The following is a 20,648-nucleotide window of genomic DNA, read 5'->3' as shown; positions in this document are numbered from 1 at the left end:
GCGGGATCTTTGCTTTTAATTCGAAATTTCAGCATGATGGATTTCCAAACCAAGGTGCCGATAGACAGACAGATGCCGGCCATCACCTACGATGCTAAAACGGTATTGCTGGGGTCTTGCTTTGTGACCCATATAGGGGCAAAGATGGGCTACTACCAGTTTCAAAATCTGGTGAATCCTTTCGGTATCATCTTTAATCCTTACTCCATTGCCCTATTGGTAGAGCGTGCTATAAATAAGCGTTTGTTCACTGCAGACGATCTTTTCTTTGCCAATGGCCGTTGGCACGGGTATGAGCTGCATTCTGACTGTAGCAGGACCGATCGGGATATAGCGATAAAGTCAGCGAATAAAGGGGTTTTGAAATTGCGAAAAGATATTACTGAAGCTTCTCACCTGGTGATCACCCTGGGAACCTCATGGGTGTATTCCCTAAAGGAAAGCGGGAGTGTTGTAGCCAATTGCCACAAGCAGCCACAGGTGCTTTTTGAAAAGACCCTGCTCGATGTGGCAACGGTACGGGCTCAGCTGGAAAAGATCGATGCTTTGGTGAAAAGTGTGAATCCGGATTGTGCCATTATTGCTACGGTTTCTCCGGTGAGGCACCTTCGCGATGGTATGGTTGAGAACCAACGCAGTAAAGCACACCTGCTCACCGCCCTGCACGAGGTGATCGATACCACTGCAAAATGGCATTATTTCCCGTCCTATGAGATCCTGATGGATGAGTTGAGGGATTACCGTTTTTATGCCGACGACATGCTGCATCCGTCAAACGTGGCGATAAATGTGGTCTGGGAGCGTTTCTCAAATGCCTGGATCGCAGAAGACGCCTTTGATGTCATGAAGCGGGTGGAGCGGGTGCGCAGGGCGCAACAGCACAAACCTTTTGATCCTGATGGGGAGGCACACCGCAATTTTCTGAAAAAGCTGGAGGAGGATATCAACGCACTCACCACCGAATTTCCTCATATGGAATTTTAGTCCACGTTAGTTTTGTTCAAGGATATACCGGGTCAATGCCGTTTTCAGGTCGGAGCCGTTTAGCGGCAGGCTATCTAACATGGGCGATCGCTTATCGGTAATGCTGTTGTTCACCAACTTCTGGTAGTGTACCTGAGGTTTGTTTTTATTCCCCGTGGTCCAATAGATCTCTCTGGTCTTGACTTCAACCGCATCGGGTGTGATCACACTCACACTCATCTGTCCGTTGTCAATATATCCCGTGTACAATAATTTTTTTTGTATGGTGTCTCTGATAATGCCGTTAAAAACCGACCTGCCATCAAGGTCTGGTGTGCGAATAAACCTTCCCGAGCCCTTGTCGTAGAGGTAAACGATATAGATAGGATTATTGTTCACATCGGTTCCCTTTCTGAAACTTAGGTCGTCTGCTCCGTCAAAGTTCAGGTCTGTCCCTTTAAAAAGCACAGGAGGAGTGAGGAGCTCCGGAAGTTGGGCCGTACGGGGTGTTCCCGCAGAAGGCAACCGGAAAATAAGCTTGTTGTTTTCCGCATCGATGAGATCCTTGGTATTTACCCTGACTGTTACCCTGTGGTCTTTTGACCCTTTCGTATAACCCAGGCGGTAACGCCAGTACGCTTCTTTGCCATTCATGGAGAATTTGTCGGTTCGTATTTCGAAGATGCTGTCTTTTAGGTTGGGGTAGTATTGCGGATAGGGCTGTTTGGAGCTTACGGTGTCTGTCCTGACCAGTTGAAAATGGAAGTCTGCGCCATAGCTGAAGGTGCGGTTTACAGAATCTTTTTGATACACTACCAGGTGGGGGTGGTCGTAAATAAGACTCTCTTTTACCGTGGATTGCAACCAGGTCGAGTCGTTTATAAATCGCGAACTGATAGCGATCTCCGTTTCAGGGTTCGCGTATTTACCACTTAAGGTAATTGTGCTGAACGTACTGTCTGTAGGCTGTGTGAGCAATACATTGCTGCTGCCGTGTTCTCCGTTCAGCCAAAGGCGTTCAAAAGGCGTTGTCACCCCCTCGGGGAGGAGAGCTTCGCTATCACGAAAGATACGCGCATTGTTAAAAAGGGAATCCAGAAGGGGGTCATCGGTGATCTCAGAAGATCTGATGGTCTTAAAAAATCGCCTTTCATTGTTTATGGTGTGCTCAAATGTGCTTTGTTGCAGCAGGTCGAAGCGGTAATTTCCTTTGGGGGCTGTTGGTGTTAGTTTCAGTGCGTTCCCGGAGGCTGTGATCATATAGGCAAAAACATTCCCGGAAATGTCGTCATAACTATAGAGTCTGTAGGTTTTGTCTCCCAGCAGATCCTTTCGAAAGTACGTTCCGGTCATGGTGCCTTTGGCTACCTGTGCATCGAGGGTAACAGCCGTGCGGTTAAAAGTACTTATGTTTCCGGCACGATTAGCTTTTCCGTTCAGGGTAATAATGGTTAGTAAGGAATCGGGTCTTGCTGTAACCTGTGCAGCGTAATACACAGAGTCGTTCCCTGTAAACCCCTTGTTCTTCAGTAGCCTGATGCGCTCGGCGAGCTCTTCTTCTGTTTCCAGTCGTTTTTGAGCTTCAGCAGCAGCCCTCATGAGGGAATCCGCTCGTTGTTGTTCCCGTTTTAACTCTTCAGAAGAAGGTTGGTCTTTGCAGGAATGCAACGCCATGAGACCGGCGAGTAGTAGAGGGATAAGAACATACCGGCTTCTCAGGTACATTCCCGGAAAGCGCAAGGTTAGAGGGAGTGAACTCATGAATTTACCTGGGTTTCTTTGATCAGAGCAATACCATTATCGATAAGATGGCCTACTTCCGGACGGTCCAGTTTTACGTGGTGCAAGTGGGCTTCGATCTCTTCAGCAAACTCATGGTCGCCTCCTTTTGTAGCCAGTTCGTAAAGTTCTACAGACAGCAGCCAGTCTTTAGGATAGTTCGCTTTGAGCTCTTCAAATACCTTGTGTCGGGAAATGGTTTGGTTGGTGCCTTCACGATATTCACGAACCTGAAGGTAGAGTTGCTCGAGCCTGAGGATGTGTTCCGGTCGCTTTTGCTTAATGGTTTGCTCCGAAGGTACATGGGTGATGAGGTCAAAGCTGTTCACATCAGCCGGTCCGCTAAAGGCAGAAACTACCTCTTTACCAACCGCCATATCGTAAATACCCCATTCCGGTTCAAAGAGTACCTCGTCCCCGTAGGTTACAGTACAACCTTTAAAACTGATCAGGATGATCTTGCCCTGGAGGTTTCGCTTTCCGGTGATGATCTCTCCCGTTACTTTAATGCCTCCTTCGAATTCGAGGGTGATCTTTTCACCTTCGTAAATGTTATAGGCTTTAAGGTCACGCGGACTCATATCTTCAATGGCGAGGTTGATGCCTTTTAATTTTCCTGTCGGACTCCCAAAGCCGTCGATGTGATTAAGGGTGCCATGGCCAACCAGTTCACGTTCTCTGTGAGCCAGGGCTGTTTTTCCCGTGGTTTGGAAATAAATAGGCTTTCCTTCGTGGGCGATCACCTTACTGAAGACCCCGGAGATCTGCAGTCCGGTGCTTAGTTCTACCGTTCCGAGTGCTTTGGAATCGATAAGCTTATGCAATCCTTGTAATCCGCCTTTTCGCAGTGCCATGGTATTGGCAAATTCTTCCAGCACCTGGCTCAGGTGGGCGAAGTCGGGGGTTACGAAAAGCTGTGGTTGTGGTTTGGTGATATCGAAGTCCTGGTAGGCGGCTTCGATGGTATAGGGGAGCTTCTTTACTTTTTCGGTCATACACCAGGTGCTTTCTCCAATAGATGAAAGGAGCCCGGCCCCATAGATCTTTGGATTTTCAGGAGTACCTATGAGTCCGTACTCCACCGTCCACCAGTGCAGGTTTCGTATCAGTGCCATTTCGCTGGGTTCTCCGGCTTTCCCCTGGAGTTCGTCCACCTTTTGCTGGGCAGCTTCGATGGCTTCTTCCGGAGTGTCTTCGGCTTCTTTGATGATGCTCAGGTGGCGTATCGCCTCGTAGATCTCGTAATCGTGGGCGCTGGAAATGGCCTTGCAGCCGATCTCTCCAAAACGTCTGAGGTACTCGGCGTATTCCGGATTGGCAATAATGGGGGCGTGTCCGGCACCTTCGTGGATGATATCCGGAGCAGGGGTATATTCGATATTCTCCAGCTGGCGAATGTCGGAAGCGATCACCAAAACATTATATGCCTGGAATTCCATAAAAGCATTCGGTGGGATGAATCCGTCAACAGCAACAGCAGCCCATCCGATCTCCTTGAGGATCCTGTTCATCCCATACATGCTTGGAATATGGTCTATGGAGATCCCCGTTTTTTTAAGTCCGTCCAGGTAGGAATCATGTGCCACCCTGCTGAGGTAGTCTACGTTCTTTCGCATCACATAACGCCACACCGCCTGGTTGATGGGGGTGTATTCGTCATAGTTCTGAGGCTTGATGAACTGCTTGAGGTGTTCCGGTAGCCTTTCGATCAATGGGTTGGTCTGATATTGTGGTTTCATATTAAAGCCTTGGTTTCCCGTTAAATGTACAAAAGAGTAAGGAAAATTTTTATTAAAAGAATGGTAAATGGGGAAGTGGGGAAGTAGGGAAGTAGGGAAGTAGGGAAGTGGGGAAGTAGGGAAGTAGGGAAGTGGGGAAGTAGGGAAGTAGGGAAGTGGGGAAGTGGGGAAGTGGGGAAGTAGGGAAGTAGGGAAGTGGGGAAATAGGGAAGTGGGGAAGTAGGGAAGTGGGGAAGTGGGGAAGTAGGGAAGTAGGGAAGTAGGGAAGTAGGGATTAGCCAGGTAAGCGGGTAGACAGGTAGGTGGGTAGTGATAAAGTAAAAAAAAAATACATCCTTCGTCTTCGCGAGCCTGCCTTTCTGCAGACAGGACCGCTGAAATTGGATTTCTTGTTGAGGGTGATGAAGAGCGTCACCTCGAGTGATCTCGCAAAGCGGGATCGTATCGAGAGGCTTTGATCCCGAATTGTTCCCGATACACCACGCTTTTAGCGTGGCACTCGAACTGACAACATATAATTCCTGTGTTTTAGAGTTACCATCCGTCATTGGTAGGTTTAAGGAGTAAACCGTGGCGATCTCATTAAGGGGTGAGAAGAGTTGAAACCTCCATCAACCCCTTCCATCAACGCCTGGGGCGTTGCATGCCTGCGCACCATATGGCTCCTCACTATGAAAGGTTCTCTGAACCTTCCATGGCCGTTCGGCCCTCCCTGGTAGGGGAAGGAGAATGTTTTTTTTTAAAGGTCGGGTAAGTTATCATTACACCCCCTTAGAGGTATGAATTTATTCCCCTCCTTTTTTAAGGAGGGGTGGCAGCGCTTTAAGCGCTGGCGGGGTGGTTTGACCATAGGATGTAGTGATGCTGTGATGTCAACCTTCGCTAAGGCTTTCACCTCCACTAAAGTTTAGGTGAACGCGCATGTTGAAGAACAGGGGAGGTAGCACTGTCATTCCGTCTTTATTCGATCCTCTTTACTCATAAAAAAGCCTCCCTGAGGAGGCCTTTTTTCAATTTTGTGCAAGTTGAGATCGTTTATGAGGTGGTGGAAACGTTCCCAGGATCTCCTGAACGATACGCGTTATGTGATCGCCTTCACCCGAACTTTTATCTGTGCTTTTGACGTCTTCTGTTGCGATGCCCTGCCATACCAGTGTTTTGGTTTTACAGTCGATAAGGTCTATAAAGAGGGTCCCTTCTGCAGGGTTCGGTGTGCCCGGCGGAAAGTTTCCGGCCCACCAGGGTCCCCAGCCCCAGCCCCATTCACGGCCCCAGTTGGCATTGCTGTGTGTATGGCTTCGTTCACCGGCACTGGTGAAAACGCTTACCAGGATATCAGGGTTGTCTCCCCGCTGATAACCTTGGGAGGCCATATGGTTTTCGATGGCTTCCAGTGTAGCAGTCCTTTCTGAGTCTTCCATAGCCGAAAGCTTTGCGCCCGGTTTATAGAAATCAAAGGTCTTGTAGTCGTTGAAGTCGGTAAATCGGTCGTATTCCGTCATGACGTTCCCGCTGGAACATCCTGCAATAAACAGGGTTAGTAAGATCAGGGGGGTAAAGTGTTTGATGGCTTTCATAGTTTCATGTTTTCAATTTTATTTCATTCGGAACGTTAGATAAGATATTTACATCTGTGTTCCTTTCAACATCCTGGAGAACAGGTTTCCGTCTATGAAGTTCGGTAAGATCGTTTTGTTGGGGGATTGAGAGCTATGATCCCGGAAGTTCCTTGAAGATCTCGCTCACTAAAATAGTTATTCGCTCGTCCTTTTTATCCATATCGCCGTTTACTACCAGGTTTGCGATACCCTTACCTTGCCAGATGAGCGCTTGATTACTGTTGTCTATTAGATCAATATACAGCGTTCCGGACACTTTGTTAGCCTGGTTATTTTGCAATGGAACGGTTCCAATCTTCCATATTTCTCCTTTATAGTCCCAGCCATAGGTCCAGTTAGCACCTTTGTGAGACAGGTCATATGGATAATGATGGTCAAATTGTTTAAATACAGTTACCACGTCACGTGCGATCAGGCTGAAACTGATCAGAACATCTGGCGTATTCGAGTGCTTATATCCCTTAGCGACCATGTTTTTATGGATCTCCTTTAGGAGACGTTTTTTATCGAGGTCTGATATTTTCAGGCTATCCATCCCGGCCGTGTAAAACGCAAATGTCTTATACGTTTTAAAATCGGTCTTGGTATCGTAGTCTGCACTTGCCTTTATGCTGGTACAGCTGGCCGAGTAAACGGCCAGTAATAATAGTAAAGCTATTAGTTTAATGGTCTTCATAGAACTTTCTTTTAGTTAAAAGGTTCGGGGGGGAATTTCTTTTTTGATCAAAGATCCCTTTTCCAATACTAATAAGAGGAATGGTCTAAGAAGTTCCGTAAGATTATTTCTGGGCTGTTTCTATTTTCGCAGGTGGAGGGAATACTCCCAGGATCTCATTCACAAACAGGGAAATACGTTCTTCCTTTTTGGTGATATCTCCATTGGTGATGAGGTCTCCGGTACCTTTACCCTGCCAAATGAGTTCTTTTCGCTTGGTGTCGATCACATCGATATACAGAGAGCCTTCAGTACTGGTCGCTACTGATGGGCCAAAAGCGGCTCCTCCCCACATAGGGCCCCAGCCCCAGCCCCAACCCCAGCCCCAGCCGGCGTTGTTGTATACGGTTACTCTTTCCCGTTCGCTGGTGAAAATGCTCACCAACATATCGGGATCTGAAGATTTCTGATAGCCTTCTGCCACCAGTTTATTCTGGATCGCTCTGAGAATACGTTTTTTATCCAGGTCAGAAATATTGGCCTGGTCGATTCCGGGTTTGTAAAAGGCAAACGTCTTGTACTCCTTGAAATCGGTCATACGATCGTAGTCCGAGGTGACCTTGACACTCGAGCAACTTGCTGCAAAAACGGCAAGCATAAATAGTGACGCGATAAGTTTAATGGTCTTCATAGTGTTTTTTTGTTTTGGTTAAAAATACCGCGGACCTTTAAACTACAGTGGTGCTATCTAAAAGTCCTTTTTACAACCCTCTTAATAAGGTCTCGTCTACAAAGTTTGGCAAGGTAACCTTGAGTCTTGGCTCGGCCTGCATCGCCCTTTTAATGGCGAAAACGGCTTCCTGGTTTCTGGCCCAACTTCTTCTGGCGATCCCGTTATTAACATCCCAGAACAACATGGATCTCAGGTTGTTATCGGCTTCCTTAGTTCCATCAAGAACCATGCCGAATCCTCCGTTAATAACTTCGCCCCATCCAACACCACCACCATTGTGAATACTTACCCAGGTAGCTCCTCGAAAACTATCGCCGATCACGTTGTGAATGGCCATATCTGCCGTAAAGCTCGACCCGTCGTATATGTTGGAGGTCTCCCTGAATGGTGAGTCGGTTCCACTTACATCGTGGTGGTCTCTTCCTAAAATTACAAAACCGATCTCATTTTTCGAAATTGCTTTATTGAAGGCTGCAGCGATCTTCATACGTCCCTCGGCATCGGCGTAAAGGATACGGGCCTGAGACCCTACCACTAATTTGTTTTCCTGGGCACCTTTGATCCATTGGATGTTGTCGGCCATTTGCTGCTGGATCTCCTTTGGTGAGTTTTTCATGATCTCCTCTAGGACCTCGCAGGCAATGCGGTCGGTCTTTTTCAGGTCTTCCGGATCACCGCTGGCACAAACCCAACGGAAGGGGCCAAAGCCGTAATCAAAACACATAGGCCCCATAATATCCTGTACATAGCTTGGGTAGCGGAAGGTTTCCTTTTCATTTCCGGCTTCATCCCTGGCCATGATATCGGCGCCTGCCCTTGACGATTCCAGTAAGAAGGCATTTCCGTAATCAAAGAAATACGTGCCTTTGGCCGTGTGACGGTTAATGGCTGCTACCTGTCTTCTCAGAGAAGCCTGTACAGCTTTTTTAAATTCCTCCGGATCTTCGGCCATCATGGTGTTGGCCTCCTCGAAGGTGAGTCCCGCGGGATAGTAGCCTCCGGCCCACGGATTGTGGAGGGAGGTCTGGTCGGATCCCAGGTCAATATGTATATCGGCTTCGTCAAATTTTTCCCATACATCTACCACGTTCCCGGCATAGGCTATAGATACCACTTCTTTTGAAGCTTTGGCCTTGCGAACGCGGGATACCAGGGCGTCGAGATCGTCGATCACCTCGTCTACCCATTGCTGACTGTGACGTGTTTCGATGGCTTTAGGGTTCACTTCGGCACATACGGTGATACATCCGGCAATATTTCCTGCCTTAGGCTGCGCACCGCTCATCCCTCCGAGTCCGGAAGTAAGGAACACACTGCCTTGACTGGCCTTGCCGATCTTTCGGAATCCATTGAGCACGGTAATGGTGGTCCCGTGAACAATACCTTGCGGACCAATATACATATAGCTCCCCGCCGTCATTTGTCCGTATTGGGTAACACCCAAAGCATTGAACTTCTCCCAGTCGTCTTGTTTGGAATAGTTCGGGATCATCATTCCGTTGGTCACCACCACGCGTGGGGCATTCTTATGGCTGGGGAAAAGTCCAAGCGGATGGCCACTGTACATCACCAGGGTTTGCTCTTCGGTCATTTCCGCCAGGTATTTCATCACCAGGCGGTATTGGGCCCAGTTCTGGAAAACAGCCCCGTTACCTCCGTAGGTGATCAGTTCGTGTGGGTGCTGCGCTACATCCGGGTCCAGGTTGTTCTGGATCATGAGCATGATCGCCTTAGCCTGGGCACAGGTTCCGGGATACGCATCTACAGGACGCGCATACATAGCGTAGTCCGGACGAAACCGGTACATATAAATGCGTCCGTAAGTGTCGAGCTCTTCCTTAAATTCCGGAAGCAGGGTGGCGTGGTGTTCCGGTTCAAAATAGCGCAATGCGTTTTTCAGGGCCAGAAGCTTTTCGTCTTCACTTAAAATAGCTTTTCGCTTAGGCGCGTGGTTAACTTCGGGATCGTAAGGTTTTGGTTGTGGTAGTATCTGAGGAATTCCTTCGAGTATCTGTTCTTGAAACGTCATGATGTCGTTTGGTGTTTTGTTTAACTATAGTATAGCGGTGTCTTCGCCGGTAACGGCAAAGCCTGGTTGTTAGGTGTGCGGGTAAATTTGGGAAAGCGGGATAAGTGTTCCGTACTAGGGATAGCGGATGTCTGCCCGGTGATGGGTGTATGCGATGCTGTTGCGGTATACTAAAGTTCCTGCTTTCATGTGCCTAGCGCGTGGTGTTGGTTTTCTTGTTAAACCCATAAGGGCAGTGGCGGCATCCACTCTCACAACAATAGCCCCGTTTAAGGTGATACTGCTCTGTAAAAACTTTATAGCCCTCCGGACTCAGATAGTAATCTCCCTCTTCAAGCGGGATCCTTTTTCTTATCATGTTAAGCAGGGTATTTTCCGGGTTTTTTTTGCAAATATATAAGAAAAGCGTATCTATACCCCATTGATATCATTATGATTCTGGTATTTAAATACATCTTCACCGGCAATTACGTGGGCCTTGCCCTATGGCCGTTTATCCTCCTGAAGAGTCCGCGACTCAGGGAAGATGACGTGCTGCTCAATCACGAGCGTATTCACCTGAGACAACAGTTAGAATTGCTGGTATTACCCTTCTATATCTGGTACGTTCTCGAGTGGTGTTACCGGTTCTTGCAGCTGGGCGATGGCTACAGGGCTTATCGCGCCATTAGCTTTGAAAAGGAGGCGTACAGCGAAGAAGGCAACCTCGAATACCTGCAGAAAAGAAAACCGTGGGCTTTTTTTCGTTATTACCGTTCGGCAGACAGCTGAACTTTTTAAATTTGCCGGAAAACAACCCTTTTGCACAATCAGCCCATACATCTTGAAGTTTTTCAACGGCATGACCTTAAGGTCTTTCTAAAACGGGAAGATCAGATACATCCTGTGGTCTCGGGCAATAAATACCGCAAGCTCAAATACAACTTGCAGCATGTTAAGGCTCAAGGGTATAAGGGGGTGCTTACCTTTGGCGGGGCATTTTCCAATCATATTGCTGCAACGGCCTTCGCCTGTAATGAGGCGGGAGTGCCTTGTGTGGGGGTTATTCGAGGGGAAGAGCTGGAGAGGCAACCACTTAATGAAACCCTGGGACGGGCAAGGGATCAGCATATGATTTTACATTTTGTGAGCCGTGAGGATTATCGTAATAAGATGACCCCGGAGATGATAGCCCGTTGGGAGGAGACCTTTCCCGGGTATTACGTATTGCCGGAAGGGGGTACCAACACCCTTGCCGTAAAAGGTTGTGCAGAGATCCTTGACCCTGAAGATGCAGCCTTTGATGTGGTGTGCACTGCTGTCGGAACAGGAGGTACGATGGCCGGTCTGATCGAGGGTGCAGCCGAAGGACAAAAGGTCCTGGGTTTTCCCGCCTTGAAGGGGGACTTTTTAAAACACGAAATCGCGAGGCTTACCACAGGCGGTGATTGGGACCTTATAACCGATTACCATTTCGGGGGGTACGCCAAGGTCGACAGGTCACTTATCGATTTTATCAATATCTTTAAACAGAAAACCGGGATTCCCCTGGATCCTGTGTATACCGGTAAGATGATGTACGGCATTGCAGCCCTTGCAGAAAAAGGGTATTTCGAACCGGAAACACGTATTTTAGCCATTCATACGGGTGGCCTGCAAGGTGTCAAAGGGATGAACGAATTTTTAAAGCGAAAAAAACTACCTCTAATACAATGAAAAATGCATACCTGCTCTTAACCCTAACCGCTCTATTATTGGCGAGCTGTGGTAGCCACAAACGCACCTATAACAAAAGATCCCCCGACAGAAAGCAAGTAGAAGTTCGTAAACCTGAAAAGAAACGGGAGCAGGACACCTTTGAGTCGACTTCAAAGACCACCGTGTATACCGATGTGGTAAAAGGATATATCGATCAGTTCGATGAGATCGCCATGGACCAGATGAAGGAGTTCGGGATCCCGGCGAGTATTACCCTGGCCCAGGGTATCCTGGAGAGTGGTGCCGGGAGAGGCGACCTGGTGCGTCGTGCCAACAACCATTTTGGGATCAAATGCCATAAGGGGTGGACGGGCCCGTCGGTAAGGCATGACGACGATAAACGAAACGAGTGCTTTAGAAAATACAGGCATCCGGAGGCTTCCTATGCCGACCATTCCAGATTTCTTACCGGTCGCAGCAGGTATGCCTTCCTTTTCGATCTGGATAAGGACGATTACAAAGGATGGGCTAAAGGCCTGAAAAAAGCAGGTTATGCCACCGACCCTAAATACCCCAATAAGCTCATTTCTATTATCGAACGCTATGGCCTTTACAAGTACGATGCCATGGTATTGGGTAAACGGGCAAAAAGACAACCTGAGGTAGTCTACAAAACCACCAACCAGGAGGTATACCGCGTAAAAAAAGGAGATACCTTATATTCGCTGTCCCGTAAATACGGAGTAAGTGTTGAGGCCATCAAAGAGCGCAACAATCTCCAGGGAAATAATATTCAGGTAGGGCAGGAGCTCTATTTTAAATAAGAACACTTAACACGAAATATATAATGATCTACAAAAGAAGTAGTGCCTTGTTCGCAGCAGCACAAAAGGTGATCCCTGGTGGGGTGAACTCGCCGGTGCGTGCTTTCGGGGCCGTTGGAGGAGAGCCTATTTTTGTGAAAAGGGCCAAGGGAGCCTATTTAACCGATGAAGACGATAATACCCTTATCGATTTTATCGCGTCCTGGGGGCCGCTTATTCTGGGCCATGCTTTTGACCCGGTGGTTGAGGCCGTAAAAGAAAGGGCAGCGCTGGGGACTTCCTATGGTATTCCTACCGAATTGGAAACGAAGATCGCCGAACTGGCCATTTCTATGGTTCCCAATGTTGATAAGATCAGATTCGTGAACAGCGGAACAGAAGCTTGTATGAGTGCTGTGCGACTGGCGCGCGGATTTACAGGAAGAGATAAGATCATCAAATTTGCAGGGTGCTACCACGGGCATTCAGATTCGTTCCTCATCCAGGCCGGAAGTGGGGCGGTGACCTTCGGTAGCCCTAACAGTCCGGGAGTTACCCGGGGAACAGCTCAGGATACCTTGTTGGCACCTTATAACAACCTAGAGCAGGTAGAAAAATTGCTTAAAGCTAATGAAGGGGAAGTGGCTGCCATCATCCTCGAACCTGTAGCCGGGAATATGGGATGTGTGCTTCCTAAGGAAGGCTTTCTTCAGGGCCTCAGGGATCTTTGTGATGCCCACGGTACCTTATTGATCTTTGATGAGGTGATGACCGGATTCAGGCTGGCTCCCGGAGGAGTTCAGGAGCTTATGGGGGTTAAGGCCGACCTGGTGACCTTTGGTAAGGTGATCGGGGGAGGCTTGCCTGTTGGTGCTTTTGCAGGACGCAACGAGGTGATGAGCATGCTGGCGCCGGAAGGGCCGGTATATCAGGCCGGAACCCTGAGTGGGAATCCGCTGGCCATGGCTGCCGGATATACCATGTTGAAATACCTTAATGATCACAGAGAGGTGTTTAAAAGCCTGGAAGAAAAAACAGCCTACCTACATAAGGGGCTCGATGAGGTGATGAAGGCCTCCGGGAAAACCTATTGCATCAACAGGGTGGGGTCTATGATCAGTCTGCATTTTACAGAGGAAGTGGTTGATTTTGACACTGCTGCCAAAGGGAATAATGACACTTTTAAGAAGTACTACCACCATATGCTCGATAGCGGCATCTACCTGCCGCCTAGTGCCTTTGAAAGTTGGTTCCTGAACGACGCCCTGAGTTATAGCGATCTGGACAAGACCATCGAAGCTACAGCAGCATTCGTGAAATAAAAAGCAAAGGCGGAAAGATCTACTTTCCGCCTTTTTTAATACCGTTTATCTCCTTCCCGGTTTCGCGTGCTGTTTGCTGTGCTTGCGGTGTGCCGATCTGTGTTTTCGGTGTTTCATGTGTATCCATTGTCGGTACTGGTCTTCGCTCAGGATCTTCTTCATCTTCTCTTGATGGGCCAATTGCAGGTCCAGCGTCTTAATATGGAGTTCCGGGGGTAGGTGATGCTTTCTGGTGGGTTTTGGCCTGTGATGGTTTCGTCCTTCCCTTGTTGAGCGGTTATCTTCCCGCTGCGCCCGGGCTTCCTCTTTTATAGCCTTTCTTTTGGTGAACATGTCTTTTTCAAGTTCCATGATCATTTGCTGTTGCTTTTTGTTGAGGTCAAGATGCAATGCGAGCGTTTTACTCCTGATCTCTGCCTGTTGGGCCATCGTGATCTCCTGGTGGTGCTTTTCCGCTGTCTGTGCTTGTGCTTGTGTTAAGACAATGCATCCTGTGAATGTCAATGCGGCTGCTAAATACTTCATCATCGTAATGTTTAATTAAGGTTCTGTTTATTTAGATGGGTCACCTTTGCATTGGTTTAAGACCGGGATTGTTAAAAATCATGTTAAAGAACAGGAGAGATGTTAAAATCTTCAAAAAAGACGTAACAAATTGATTTTTAGATAGTCTTAATAGTGAATCAATCATCAAAACGAACCAGTAAATAATCAAAAAATGAACAGTTTAATTTTAGCAGGCAGTTTACTTCTCGGATGGAACGGAGCTGCCCAAACGGTAAACGACACAACAGACCATCAACCTTTTTTTAATGAAGCAGCCTGTGTGGTTGAAGACACCAAAGCAACCCTTGATCAGATCGTATTTATCGAGAACGAGGAAGTCATAGTTTTGGACTTCGATACCGCAGCGTACCTGCCTGAAGGATTTGATCCTTATGTAGGGAATCTTGAAGATATCGCCTATGTAGATATGGAAGAAGGAGAGGATGTAGTTCTCGGATTTGATACCGCAGCGTACCTTCCTGAAGGCTTTGATCCTCATGTAGGAGATCTTAATGATATTGCCTATGTAGAGAATGAAGAGATCATCGAATTAGGATTTGATACGGCACAGTACCTCCCTCAAGGTTTTTGTCCGCACCTAGGTAACTACAACGACCTTGCTTATGTGGAAGCTGAAGAAGAGATCGAGCTTGGTTTTGACACTGCAGCCTGGCTTCCTGAAAAATTCGATCCGCACGTAGGAGATCTGGATAAGATCCGTTATATCGAAATGGACTACCACTTCCTTAAAAACTTTAAAGCATCAGAAGTATTGGCAGAGATCGTACAATAAACAACAAACGCATATGAATATCAAATTCTTATCAGCACCGTAAACAGGCACTATTCCTCATCAGTTTAAGTGCCTGTTCTCTTTTTATAAGGTCCCGTTGTGGACTTTTTTTATGGTTGCAGCAGGACCATGGTCTTAAGCAGGCTGTTACCCAATTAGAGATGCTTTGCTTCTGGATCATCGTCCTATTGTTTTCCGGGAGCCCTGACAATCCCCGGAGAGATTTCCGCGTAGATTCCTGATTTAGATGTTGCGGTAAGGCATGGTTTAGATCTTGTTATGCTCCTGTTTGGCTTCCGGAAGTGTCGTTCGGGTAAGTGCCCTGATGGCACTTAGGAGTTATGCTAAGGCTGTCTAATTCATGATGAATTACCCCTGTTACATGCTATTAATGTTAAAAGAGATGTAAAAACAGGAGGCATTTGTTAAAATCTTCAGAAAGCGCGTAACAATTTGATTTGTAGGTAGTCTTAATAGTAAATCAATCATCAACACGAACCATTTAATAATCAAAAAATGAACAGTTTAATTATAGCAGGTAGTTTACTTCTAGGATGGAATGGAGCTACCCAAACGACCAACGATACAACAAACCAGCAACCTGTTTTTAATGAGATCACCTGTGAGGCAGAAGATGCTCGCACCCAACTCGATCAGATCGTGTTTATCGAGAACGAGGACGAAGTGATCCTTGACTTTGATACCTCAGCGTACCTGCCTGAAGGATTTGATCCTTATGTAGGGAATCTTGAAAATATGGCCTATGTGGATATGGAGGAAGGAGAGGAAGTGGCGCTCGGATTTGAGACCGAAGCTTACCTTCCTGAAGGATTTGATCCGCATGTAGGAGACCTTAATGACCTGGCTTATGTGGAAGAAAGTGAGGTTATCGAACTGGGGTTTGATACGGCGCAGTACCTTCCGGATGGCTTTTGTCCGCACCTGGGGAATTATAATGACCTGGCGTATATGGAGGCTCAGGAAGCGATCGAGCTCGGTTTTGACACTGCAACCTACCTTCCGGAGAAATTCGACCCGCATGTAGGCGACCTGGATCAGATTCGTTATATCGAAATGGACTATCACTTCCTTAAGAACTTTAAAACGGCCGAAGAAGTTGCCGAGACAGCACCATAGTACAAAGAGTGGTTAAGTAGTTTATTATACTTTGAATTTTGTTAGCAGAGCGAGTACAGGCACATTTCTTTAAGTGTTAATATGTCTGTCTCCGTATCAAAAAAGACCCGTTGAGGGTCTTTTTTTGTGTTTGAGTAGGGGTAGGAGGGTTGAAGTGATAAAATGGCCTTACATAAAGGTTGAATTTCTCCTTGAAATCTTGCCGATTTTGCATCCTTTTCAAGGAAGTTGCAGTACTCTTTTTAAGGTTCCGGTTAAACGGTTGAAGATTTACTAAATCGTTTTCGTAAGGCGTAACAAACTGTTTTACAACGCGTCTTATTTGTATCTTCATATCAACCAATCTTGATCATAAAATAGTCAAAGAATGAGTCTATTATTCATGGCAGGCAGTTTACTTCTGGGATGGAATGTGGCTGCTCAAACGGTAACCGGGAGTCTAACCCAATTTCAAGCTATCGATACCCAAACGTATCAGGAATCGCCGGATACGAGAGTGGTTTTAAGCGAGATCGTTTTTATTGAACAGGAAGAAGAGGTGGCTCTCGATTTTGATACGGCAGGCTACCTTCCGGAGCGTTTTGATCCGCATGTGGGAGACCTCGATCGTGTGCACTTTAAAGCAATGGATCGTTCAGAGCTTGTAGAGCTTGGATTTGCGGTAAGCGATTACCTTCCTAAGGGATTCGATCCTTATGTTGAAGATCTTTACGCATTAGACTATAAGGCAGAGACCGAAGCCGTTGTTCTGGGATTTGATACCGGGGAATTCCTCCCTGCCGGCTTTGATGCCTACATCGGAAATTACAGCGCACTTGTTTTTGCAGAGGAGCAGGAAGCGATAGATCTTGGTTTCGACACCATAGCCTATCTGCCAAAGAAGTTTGATCCTCACCTGGGGGACCTTGATCAGATCCTGTTCGTAGATCTTGACCTGATTGCCGGGAGTTGCGAATGCCATAGCGAAATGGTAGAAGTACTCTTTTAAGCTGCCCCTAAAGCGGGTCGTACGGACTTAGAATTTTTTGTTAGCTCAGGAAGCTTGGGTGAAATACTATTGCTTTAAGCTTCTGTATACCAGATAAAAAGGCCCTGAACGGGCCTTTTTTGTTTTTTTGATAGTGCTCCTGATGCAGTTCACCACAGTATTTTTACTGTTCACAACAAACCAGGGTAAAGTGTTGGTTAACAGTTGTTGTGGTCGTATTTTTCACTTGTTAAACCCCTAAGTCACAATTATGAATAAAAATTACTTAAACCCTGTGCCTGTGATCGTTTTGGGCATGGCCTTTACGTTATCGAGCCTGGCGCTTTCTATTGCGCTGCTCGTTCAGTTGCTCTGAAGTTGAAAGTAACAGAGGGAGTCAGACCTCCTTTTTACTTTCAGCCGAAGGCATTATCCTTTTGATCTTCATTCCGTTCGGAACCTCTTTTCAGTTTATGTTGCATTATCCCTAATGGGATTATGTTCTCTGTTAGTTTTACTTATTTCTTTCACAGTAGACTAAAGTGACATGTGTTCATGGTTCCATGAACTAACTTTAAAACTACATTCTTAGTCAAGGGATCCCCGGCATTTATGATGTGATCATAAGTGTTAAATATTCTGGTGATTCTATACCTGTATGCGGCACATGGAGTCTGGTGTCTTAGGAGTGAGCTGTTAGGTGTATATGATATGTTTTGTGAGTGCGCATAGTGTGTGGTCGTTTAGTCACCGATCTTAAGCACAAAAAAAGGATGACCGATAGGCCATCCTTCATTTATATCATTGTAGGAACAGACGTATTAAAGGGCTTCAACAAAGAGTCCTTCCTCGGTCTTTTCAACCTTGGCAGCTTGATTTTTTGTCAATTCCTTAATGGTCTTATCCCATTTCTTATTAGAAAGTCCTGAAGCCGTCTTAAGGTCGTTCAGTGGCATCTTTTGGGTAAGCAGGGATAGCACTTCTTTGGCTTCATCGCTAATGGCAAGCGGTTTTTTCTCCGGTCTCATTTGAGGGAAGAAAAGCACTTCCTGGATCGAAGCGTTATCGGTAAGGAGCATCACCAGGCGGTCGATGCCGATCCCGATCCCCGATGTAGGAGGCATTCCGTATTCGAGGGCACGAAGAAAGTCCTGATCGATGAACATGGCTTCGTCGTCTCCCTTTTCAGAAAGCTTTAACTGCTCTTCGAAACGCTCGCGCTGATCGATAGGGTCGTTAAGCTCAGAATAGGCATTAGCTACTTCTTTTCCGTTGATCATCAGCTCAAAACGCTCGGTAAGGGCTGGGTTCTCACGGTGCTCTTTGGTAAGCGGACTCATCTCCTTAGGGTAGTCGGTGATAAATGTTGGTTGAATGTAGTGGTGCTCACATTTCTCTCCGAAGATCTCGTCGATAAGTTTTCCGATCCCCATGGTATCGTCTGCCGGGATATCCAGTTTTTTACATACTTCACGAAGTTCGTTCTCGTCCATTCCGGCAACATCGAATCCGGTGTGTTCCTTGATCGCCTCGAGGATCGGCACTCTCGGATAAGGTGCTTTGAAGCTGATGGTGTTTTCCCCCACCTTAACTTCTGAAGAACCGGTAGCGTCGGTGGCTACTTTCTCGAGCAATGTCTCGGTGGTGTTCATCATCCAGTTGTAGTCCTTGTAGGCTACATACAGCTCCATGACGGTAAACTCAGGGTTGTGGGTACGGTCCATCCCTTCGTTACGGAAGTCTTTTGCAAATTCGTAAACCCCGTCAAATCCGCCCACGATAAGTCGCTTGAGGTAGAGCTCATTCGCAATACGCAGGTAAAGCGGCATGTTTAGTGCGTTGTGGTGGGTTACGAACGGACGTGCAGCGGCACCTCCGGGAATGGCCTGGAGAATAGGTGTTTCCACTTCAAGATATCCCTTGTCGTTAAAGAACTCACGAATACTGTTGGTGATCTTTGTTCGCTTTATAAAGGTGTCCTTTACGTGCGGATTTACGATGAGGTCCACATAACGCATGCGGTATCTGAGTTCCGGATCGTTGAACTCGTCGTATACCTTACCTTCGCTGTCCACCTTAGGAAGGGGTAGCGGACGTAAAGATTTGTTGAGGAGTTTAAAATCTTTAACCATCACGGTTTTCTCTCCCACATTGGTGGTAAAGAGTTCTCCTTCGATCCCGATAATGTCACCGATATCGAGAAGTTTTTTATACACCTCGTTGTAGATGGTTTTGTCTTCTCCCGCGCAGATCTCATCGCGGTTAAAGTATACTTGAATGCGACCTTCACTGTCCTGGAGCTCGGCAAACGACGCCTTCCCCTGAATCCTTCTCGACATCAGGCGTCCGGCAAGGATCACCTTTTTTCCTTCTTCATATTCGGCTTTAGCCTGTTTTGAAGTGTGGTCAACCGGAAATAGTTCTGCGGGGTATGGGTTAATGCCCATCGCTCTTAACTTCGAAAGTTTCTCTCTACGGATCAATTCCTGTTCAGAAAGTTGCATAGTTTCTATTTACATTTAAGCCTGCAAAGATAGTGAGTATTTGATAATCAATCAAAGCCAAGTTGTTTTTAAGACTACGGAAGAATTTTGTTTGTTATACGTGTAACAAATCCGAAATTTGGCGTCCTATATATTGAACACCAAAAAAGGTCCATGATGTGGTACCCGAATTAATATGTGAACTGAAATGAGTATTTGGAGAGTCCTTTTATCTATTATTTGTCCGCCCTTTGCTGTTCTTGATAAGGGGTGTGGCTCGATCATTATTGTTTTTCTGCTATGGCTTTGCGGCTGGGTGCCCGGCGTGATCGCCGCACTGGTTATTTTGAATAACCCGAATAGGTAAAATAGGATAAAGAGGTAAAGGAGTAAAGAGGTAAAGGAGTAAAGAGGTAAAGGGGTGAAGTGGATTGTGGATTTTAAATTTTGGATTTTGAATTCTTGATTATAGCTTCCAGATAACTGAGTAACCACCCCGACCACGTCATAGACGTGGCCACCCCTTCTTGGAAAGGAAGGGAGAAATTACAACTTTTATAAGGCTGCATCACCGCATCACTGCATCACTGCATCACCGCATCACCGTATCACTGCATCACCCCATAACCTCATAACTTCATAACCTCATAACTTCATAACTTCTCTGTATCTTTGCCCCATGAATAAAAAGGTTATCACACAAGATCTGGGCCTCCGTGATTATAAAGAGACATGGGATTACCAGGAAGCATTGTTCAAAGAGATATTCGAGCTGAAGGTAAAGAACAGGCGGGAAGAGACCAATGATCCTACGCCCAATCACTTTCTATTCGTAGAACATCCGCATGTGTATACGCTGGGTAAGAGTGGCGACCTGTCGAACCTCTTGCTCAATGAGGCGCAGTTAGCCGAGAAGGGGGCTACTTTCTATAAGATCAATCGCGGGGGTGATATTACCTATCACGGGCCCGGGCAGATCGTGGGGTATCCTATTCTCGATCTCGAAAACTTCTTTACCGATATTCATAAGTACTTACGACTCCTCGAAGAGACCATTATCCGTACCATGGCCGAATACGGGATAAAGGGTGAACGTTCGGATGGCGAAACAGGAGTATGGCTGGATGTGGGTACGCCTTTTGCCCGTAAGATCTGTGCGATGGGAGTTAGGGCTTCCCGATGGATCACCATGCATGGTTTTGCCATGAACGTGAATGCCGATCTGGGGTATTTTGACAATATCATTCCTTGCGGCATACGCGATAAGACCGTGACCTCCCTAAACGTAGAGTTGGGGATAGCCAAGGTCGATGAGGCTGAGGTCAAAGCGCATATCCTGCGTCACTTCGCCGAACTCTTTGAAGCCGAAATGGTACGTGCGGCTTCGGTCTGAAGCTGATTTA

19 protein-coding genes are annotated in these 20,648 nt (G+C 46.8%); 10 read left to right on the top strand and 9 right to left on the bottom strand.

Translation table 11 applies throughout. The annotated features are described in order from the left end of the window. The first annotated feature begins 33 nt into the window (after positions 1–33). Positions 34–984 (top strand): GSCFA domain-containing protein, encoded by a 951-nt coding sequence (locus IS446_RS08820; protein WP_203059928.1) that lies wholly within the window; start codon positions 34–36, stop codon positions 982–984. A gap of 6 nt (positions 985–990) precedes the next feature. On the opposite strand, the gene IS446_RS08815 is transcribed toward IS446_RS08820, so the two are convergent. The 7 genes from IS446_RS08815 to IS446_RS08785 all read right to left on the bottom strand — a co-directional run bounded on the left by IS446_RS08815 (position 991) and on the right by IS446_RS08785 (position 9,875). Next, a complete protein-coding gene (locus IS446_RS08815) occupies positions 991–2,724 on the bottom strand; it encodes a hypothetical protein (protein ID WP_203059926.1) in 1,734 nt (577 codons plus the stop codon). After that, positions 2,721–4,481 carry an aromatic amino acid hydroxylase gene (locus tag IS446_RS08810; RefSeq protein WP_203059924.1) on the bottom strand — a complete coding sequence of 587 codons (1,761 nt, stop codon included), beginning with the start codon at positions 4,479–4,481 and terminating at the stop codon, positions 2,721–2,723. The genes IS446_RS08815 and IS446_RS08810 overlap by 4 nt, the downstream gene beginning before the upstream one ends. A 1,010-nt stretch (positions 4,482–5,491) precedes the next feature. After that, entirely contained in the window at positions 5,492–6,058 is a 567-nt protein-coding gene (locus IS446_RS08805; protein ID WP_203059922.1) for a DUF4136 domain-containing protein, read from the bottom strand. 133 nt (positions 6,059–6,191) lie between these two features. Continuing rightward, a complete protein-coding gene (locus IS446_RS08800; protein ID WP_203059920.1) occupies positions 6,192–6,776 on the bottom strand; it encodes a DUF4136 domain-containing protein in 585 nt (194 codons plus the stop codon). A gap of 103 nt (positions 6,777–6,879) precedes the next feature. Further along, positions 6,880–7,446 carry a DUF4136 domain-containing protein gene (locus IS446_RS08795; RefSeq protein ID WP_203059919.1) on the bottom strand — a complete coding sequence of 189 codons (567 nt, stop codon included), beginning with the start codon at positions 7,444–7,446 and terminating at the stop codon, positions 6,880–6,882. Between the two features lie 70 nt (positions 7,447–7,516). Next, positions 7,517–9,517, bottom strand: a complete 2,001-nt coding sequence (locus IS446_RS08790) for a urocanate hydratase (protein ID WP_203059918.1) — start codon at positions 9,515–9,517, stop codon at positions 7,517–7,519. A 193-nt stretch (positions 9,518–9,710) separates the two neighbouring features. Continuing rightward, positions 9,711–9,875 (bottom strand): DUF5522 domain-containing protein, encoded by a 165-nt coding sequence (locus IS446_RS08785; RefSeq protein ID WP_235996454.1) that lies wholly within the window; start codon positions 9,873–9,875, stop codon positions 9,711–9,713. Positions 9,876–9,949: 74 nt separating this feature from the next. Between IS446_RS08785 and IS446_RS08780 the strand changes: the two genes are divergently transcribed. From IS446_RS08780 to hemL, 4 genes are read left to right on the top strand one after another with little or no spacing between them, the layout of a single operon-like run. After that, positions 9,950–10,288 (top strand): hypothetical protein, encoded by a 339-nt coding sequence (locus tag IS446_RS08780; RefSeq protein ID WP_203059916.1) that lies wholly within the window; start codon positions 9,950–9,952, stop codon positions 10,286–10,288. A 30-nt stretch (positions 10,289–10,318) separates the two neighbouring features. Further along, the gene (locus IS446_RS08775; RefSeq protein WP_203059915.1) at positions 10,319–11,212 is read left to right on the top strand and encodes a 1-aminocyclopropane-1-carboxylate deaminase/D-cysteine desulfhydrase; all 894 of its coding nucleotides are present in this window, start codon (positions 10,319–10,321) and stop codon (positions 11,210–11,212) included. Beyond that, on the top strand, positions 11,209–12,018 hold the full coding sequence (locus IS446_RS08770) for a glucosaminidase domain-containing protein (protein ID WP_203059913.1): 810 nt from the start codon (positions 11,209–11,211) through the stop codon (positions 12,016–12,018). The genes IS446_RS08775 and IS446_RS08770 overlap by 4 nt, the downstream gene beginning before the upstream one ends. Positions 12,019–12,041: 23 nt before the next feature. Then, positions 12,042–13,319 (top strand): glutamate-1-semialdehyde 2,1-aminomutase, encoded by a 1,278-nt coding sequence (gene hemL, locus IS446_RS08765; RefSeq protein WP_203059912.1) that lies wholly within the window; start codon positions 12,042–12,044, stop codon positions 13,317–13,319. A 45-nt stretch (positions 13,320–13,364) separates the two neighbouring features. On the opposite strand, the gene IS446_RS08760 is transcribed toward hemL, so the two are convergent. After that, complete coding sequence (locus IS446_RS08760) at positions 13,365–13,847, bottom strand: hypothetical protein (protein ID WP_203059910.1); 483 nt, start codon at positions 13,845–13,847, stop codon at positions 13,365–13,367. 190 nt (positions 13,848–14,037) lie between these two features. Here IS446_RS08760 and IS446_RS08755 point away from each other — a divergent pair, with 190 nt between their 5' ends. The 3 genes from IS446_RS08755 to IS446_RS08745 all read left to right on the top strand — a co-directional run bounded on the left by IS446_RS08755 (position 14,038) and on the right by IS446_RS08745 (position 16,783). After that, complete coding sequence (locus IS446_RS08755; RefSeq protein WP_203059908.1) at positions 14,038–14,658, top strand: hypothetical protein; 621 nt, start codon at positions 14,038–14,040, stop codon at positions 14,656–14,658. A 516-nt stretch (positions 14,659–15,174) separates the two neighbouring features. Beyond that, on the top strand, positions 15,175–15,795 hold the full coding sequence (locus tag IS446_RS08750) for a hypothetical protein (protein WP_203059907.1): 621 nt from the start codon (positions 15,175–15,177) through the stop codon (positions 15,793–15,795). 367 nt (positions 15,796–16,162) lie between these two features. After that, a complete protein-coding gene (locus IS446_RS08745) occupies positions 16,163–16,783 on the top strand; it encodes a hypothetical protein (protein WP_203059905.1) in 621 nt (206 codons plus the stop codon). A gap of 800 nt (positions 16,784–17,583) precedes the next feature. Here the strand turns inward: IS446_RS08745 and lysS are convergent. Further along, a complete protein-coding gene (gene lysS, locus IS446_RS08740; protein ID WP_203059903.1) occupies positions 17,584–19,266 on the bottom strand; it encodes a lysine--tRNA ligase in 1,683 nt (560 codons plus the stop codon). A gap of 187 nt (positions 19,267–19,453) precedes the next feature. Between lysS and IS446_RS08735 the strand changes: the two genes are divergently transcribed. Together IS446_RS08735 and lipB are read left to right on the top strand one after the other, a co-directional pair. Then, the gene (locus tag IS446_RS08735) at positions 19,454–19,612 is read left to right on the top strand and encodes a YqaE/Pmp3 family membrane protein (protein WP_203059902.1); all 159 of its coding nucleotides are present in this window, start codon (positions 19,454–19,456) and stop codon (positions 19,610–19,612) included. 312 nt (positions 19,613–19,924) lie between these two features. Continuing rightward, positions 19,925–20,638, top strand: a complete 714-nt coding sequence (gene lipB, locus IS446_RS08730; protein ID WP_203059900.1) for a lipoyl(octanoyl) transferase LipB — start codon at positions 19,925–19,927, stop codon at positions 20,636–20,638. Positions 20,639–20,648 lie beyond the last annotated feature (10 nt).

The sequence above is a fragment of the Robertkochia sediminum genome, from assembly GCF_016786255.1.
Lineage (GTDB): Bacteria > Bacteroidota > Bacteroidia > Flavobacteriales > Flavobacteriaceae > Robertkochia > Robertkochia sediminum.
This window is presented reverse-complemented; position numbering and strand designations above follow the sequence as displayed.

Coding starts and splice junctions, on each gene's coding strand:
- IS446_RS08810 (WP_203059924.1), bottom strand. CDS start 4,481: ATGAAACCACAATATCAGACCAACCCATTGATCGAAAGGCTACCGGAA.
- IS446_RS08755 (WP_203059908.1), top strand. CDS start 14,038: ATGAACAGTTTAATTTTAGCAGGCAGTTTACTTCTCGGATGGAACGGA.
- IS446_RS08760 (WP_203059910.1), bottom strand. CDS start 13,847: ATGATGAAGTATTTAGCAGCCGCATTGACATTCACAGGATGCATTGTC.
- IS446_RS08815 (WP_203059926.1), bottom strand. CDS start 2,724: ATGAGTTCACTCCCTCTAACCTTGCGCTTTCCGGGAATGTACCTGAGA.
- IS446_RS08800 (WP_203059920.1), bottom strand. CDS start 6,776: ATGAAGACCATTAAACTAATAGCTTTACTATTATTACTGGCCGTTTAC.
- IS446_RS08750 (WP_203059907.1), top strand. CDS start 15,175: ATGAACAGTTTAATTATAGCAGGTAGTTTACTTCTAGGATGGAATGGA.
- lysS (WP_203059903.1), bottom strand. CDS start 19,266: ATGCAACTTTCTGAACAGGAATTGATCCGTAGAGAGAAACTTTCGAAG.
- IS446_RS08820 (WP_203059928.1), top strand. CDS start 34: ATGATGGATTTCCAAACCAAGGTGCCGATAGACAGACAGATGCCGGCC.
- hemL (WP_203059912.1), top strand. CDS start 12,042: ATGATCTACAAAAGAAGTAGTGCCTTGTTCGCAGCAGCACAAAAGGTG.
- IS446_RS08790 (WP_203059918.1), bottom strand. CDS start 9,517: ATGACGTTTCAAGAACAGATACTCGAAGGAATTCCTCAGATACTACCA.
- IS446_RS08805 (WP_203059922.1), bottom strand. CDS start 6,058: ATGAAAGCCATCAAACACTTTACCCCCCTGATCTTACTAACCCTGTTT.
- IS446_RS08785 (WP_235996454.1), bottom strand. CDS start 9,875: ATGATAAGAAAAAGGATCCCGCTTGAAGAGGGAGATTACTATCTGAGT.
- IS446_RS08735 (WP_203059902.1), top strand. CDS start 19,454: ATGAGTATTTGGAGAGTCCTTTTATCTATTATTTGTCCGCCCTTTGCT.
- IS446_RS08745 (WP_203059905.1), top strand. CDS start 16,163: ATGAGTCTATTATTCATGGCAGGCAGTTTACTTCTGGGATGGAATGTG.
- IS446_RS08780 (WP_203059916.1), top strand. CDS start 9,950: ATGATTCTGGTATTTAAATACATCTTCACCGGCAATTACGTGGGCCTT.
- IS446_RS08795 (WP_203059919.1), bottom strand. CDS start 7,446: ATGAAGACCATTAAACTTATCGCGTCACTATTTATGCTTGCCGTTTTT.
- lipB (WP_203059900.1), top strand. CDS start 19,925: ATGAATAAAAAGGTTATCACACAAGATCTGGGCCTCCGTGATTATAAA.
- IS446_RS08770 (WP_203059913.1), top strand. CDS start 11,209: ATGAAAAATGCATACCTGCTCTTAACCCTAACCGCTCTATTATTGGCG.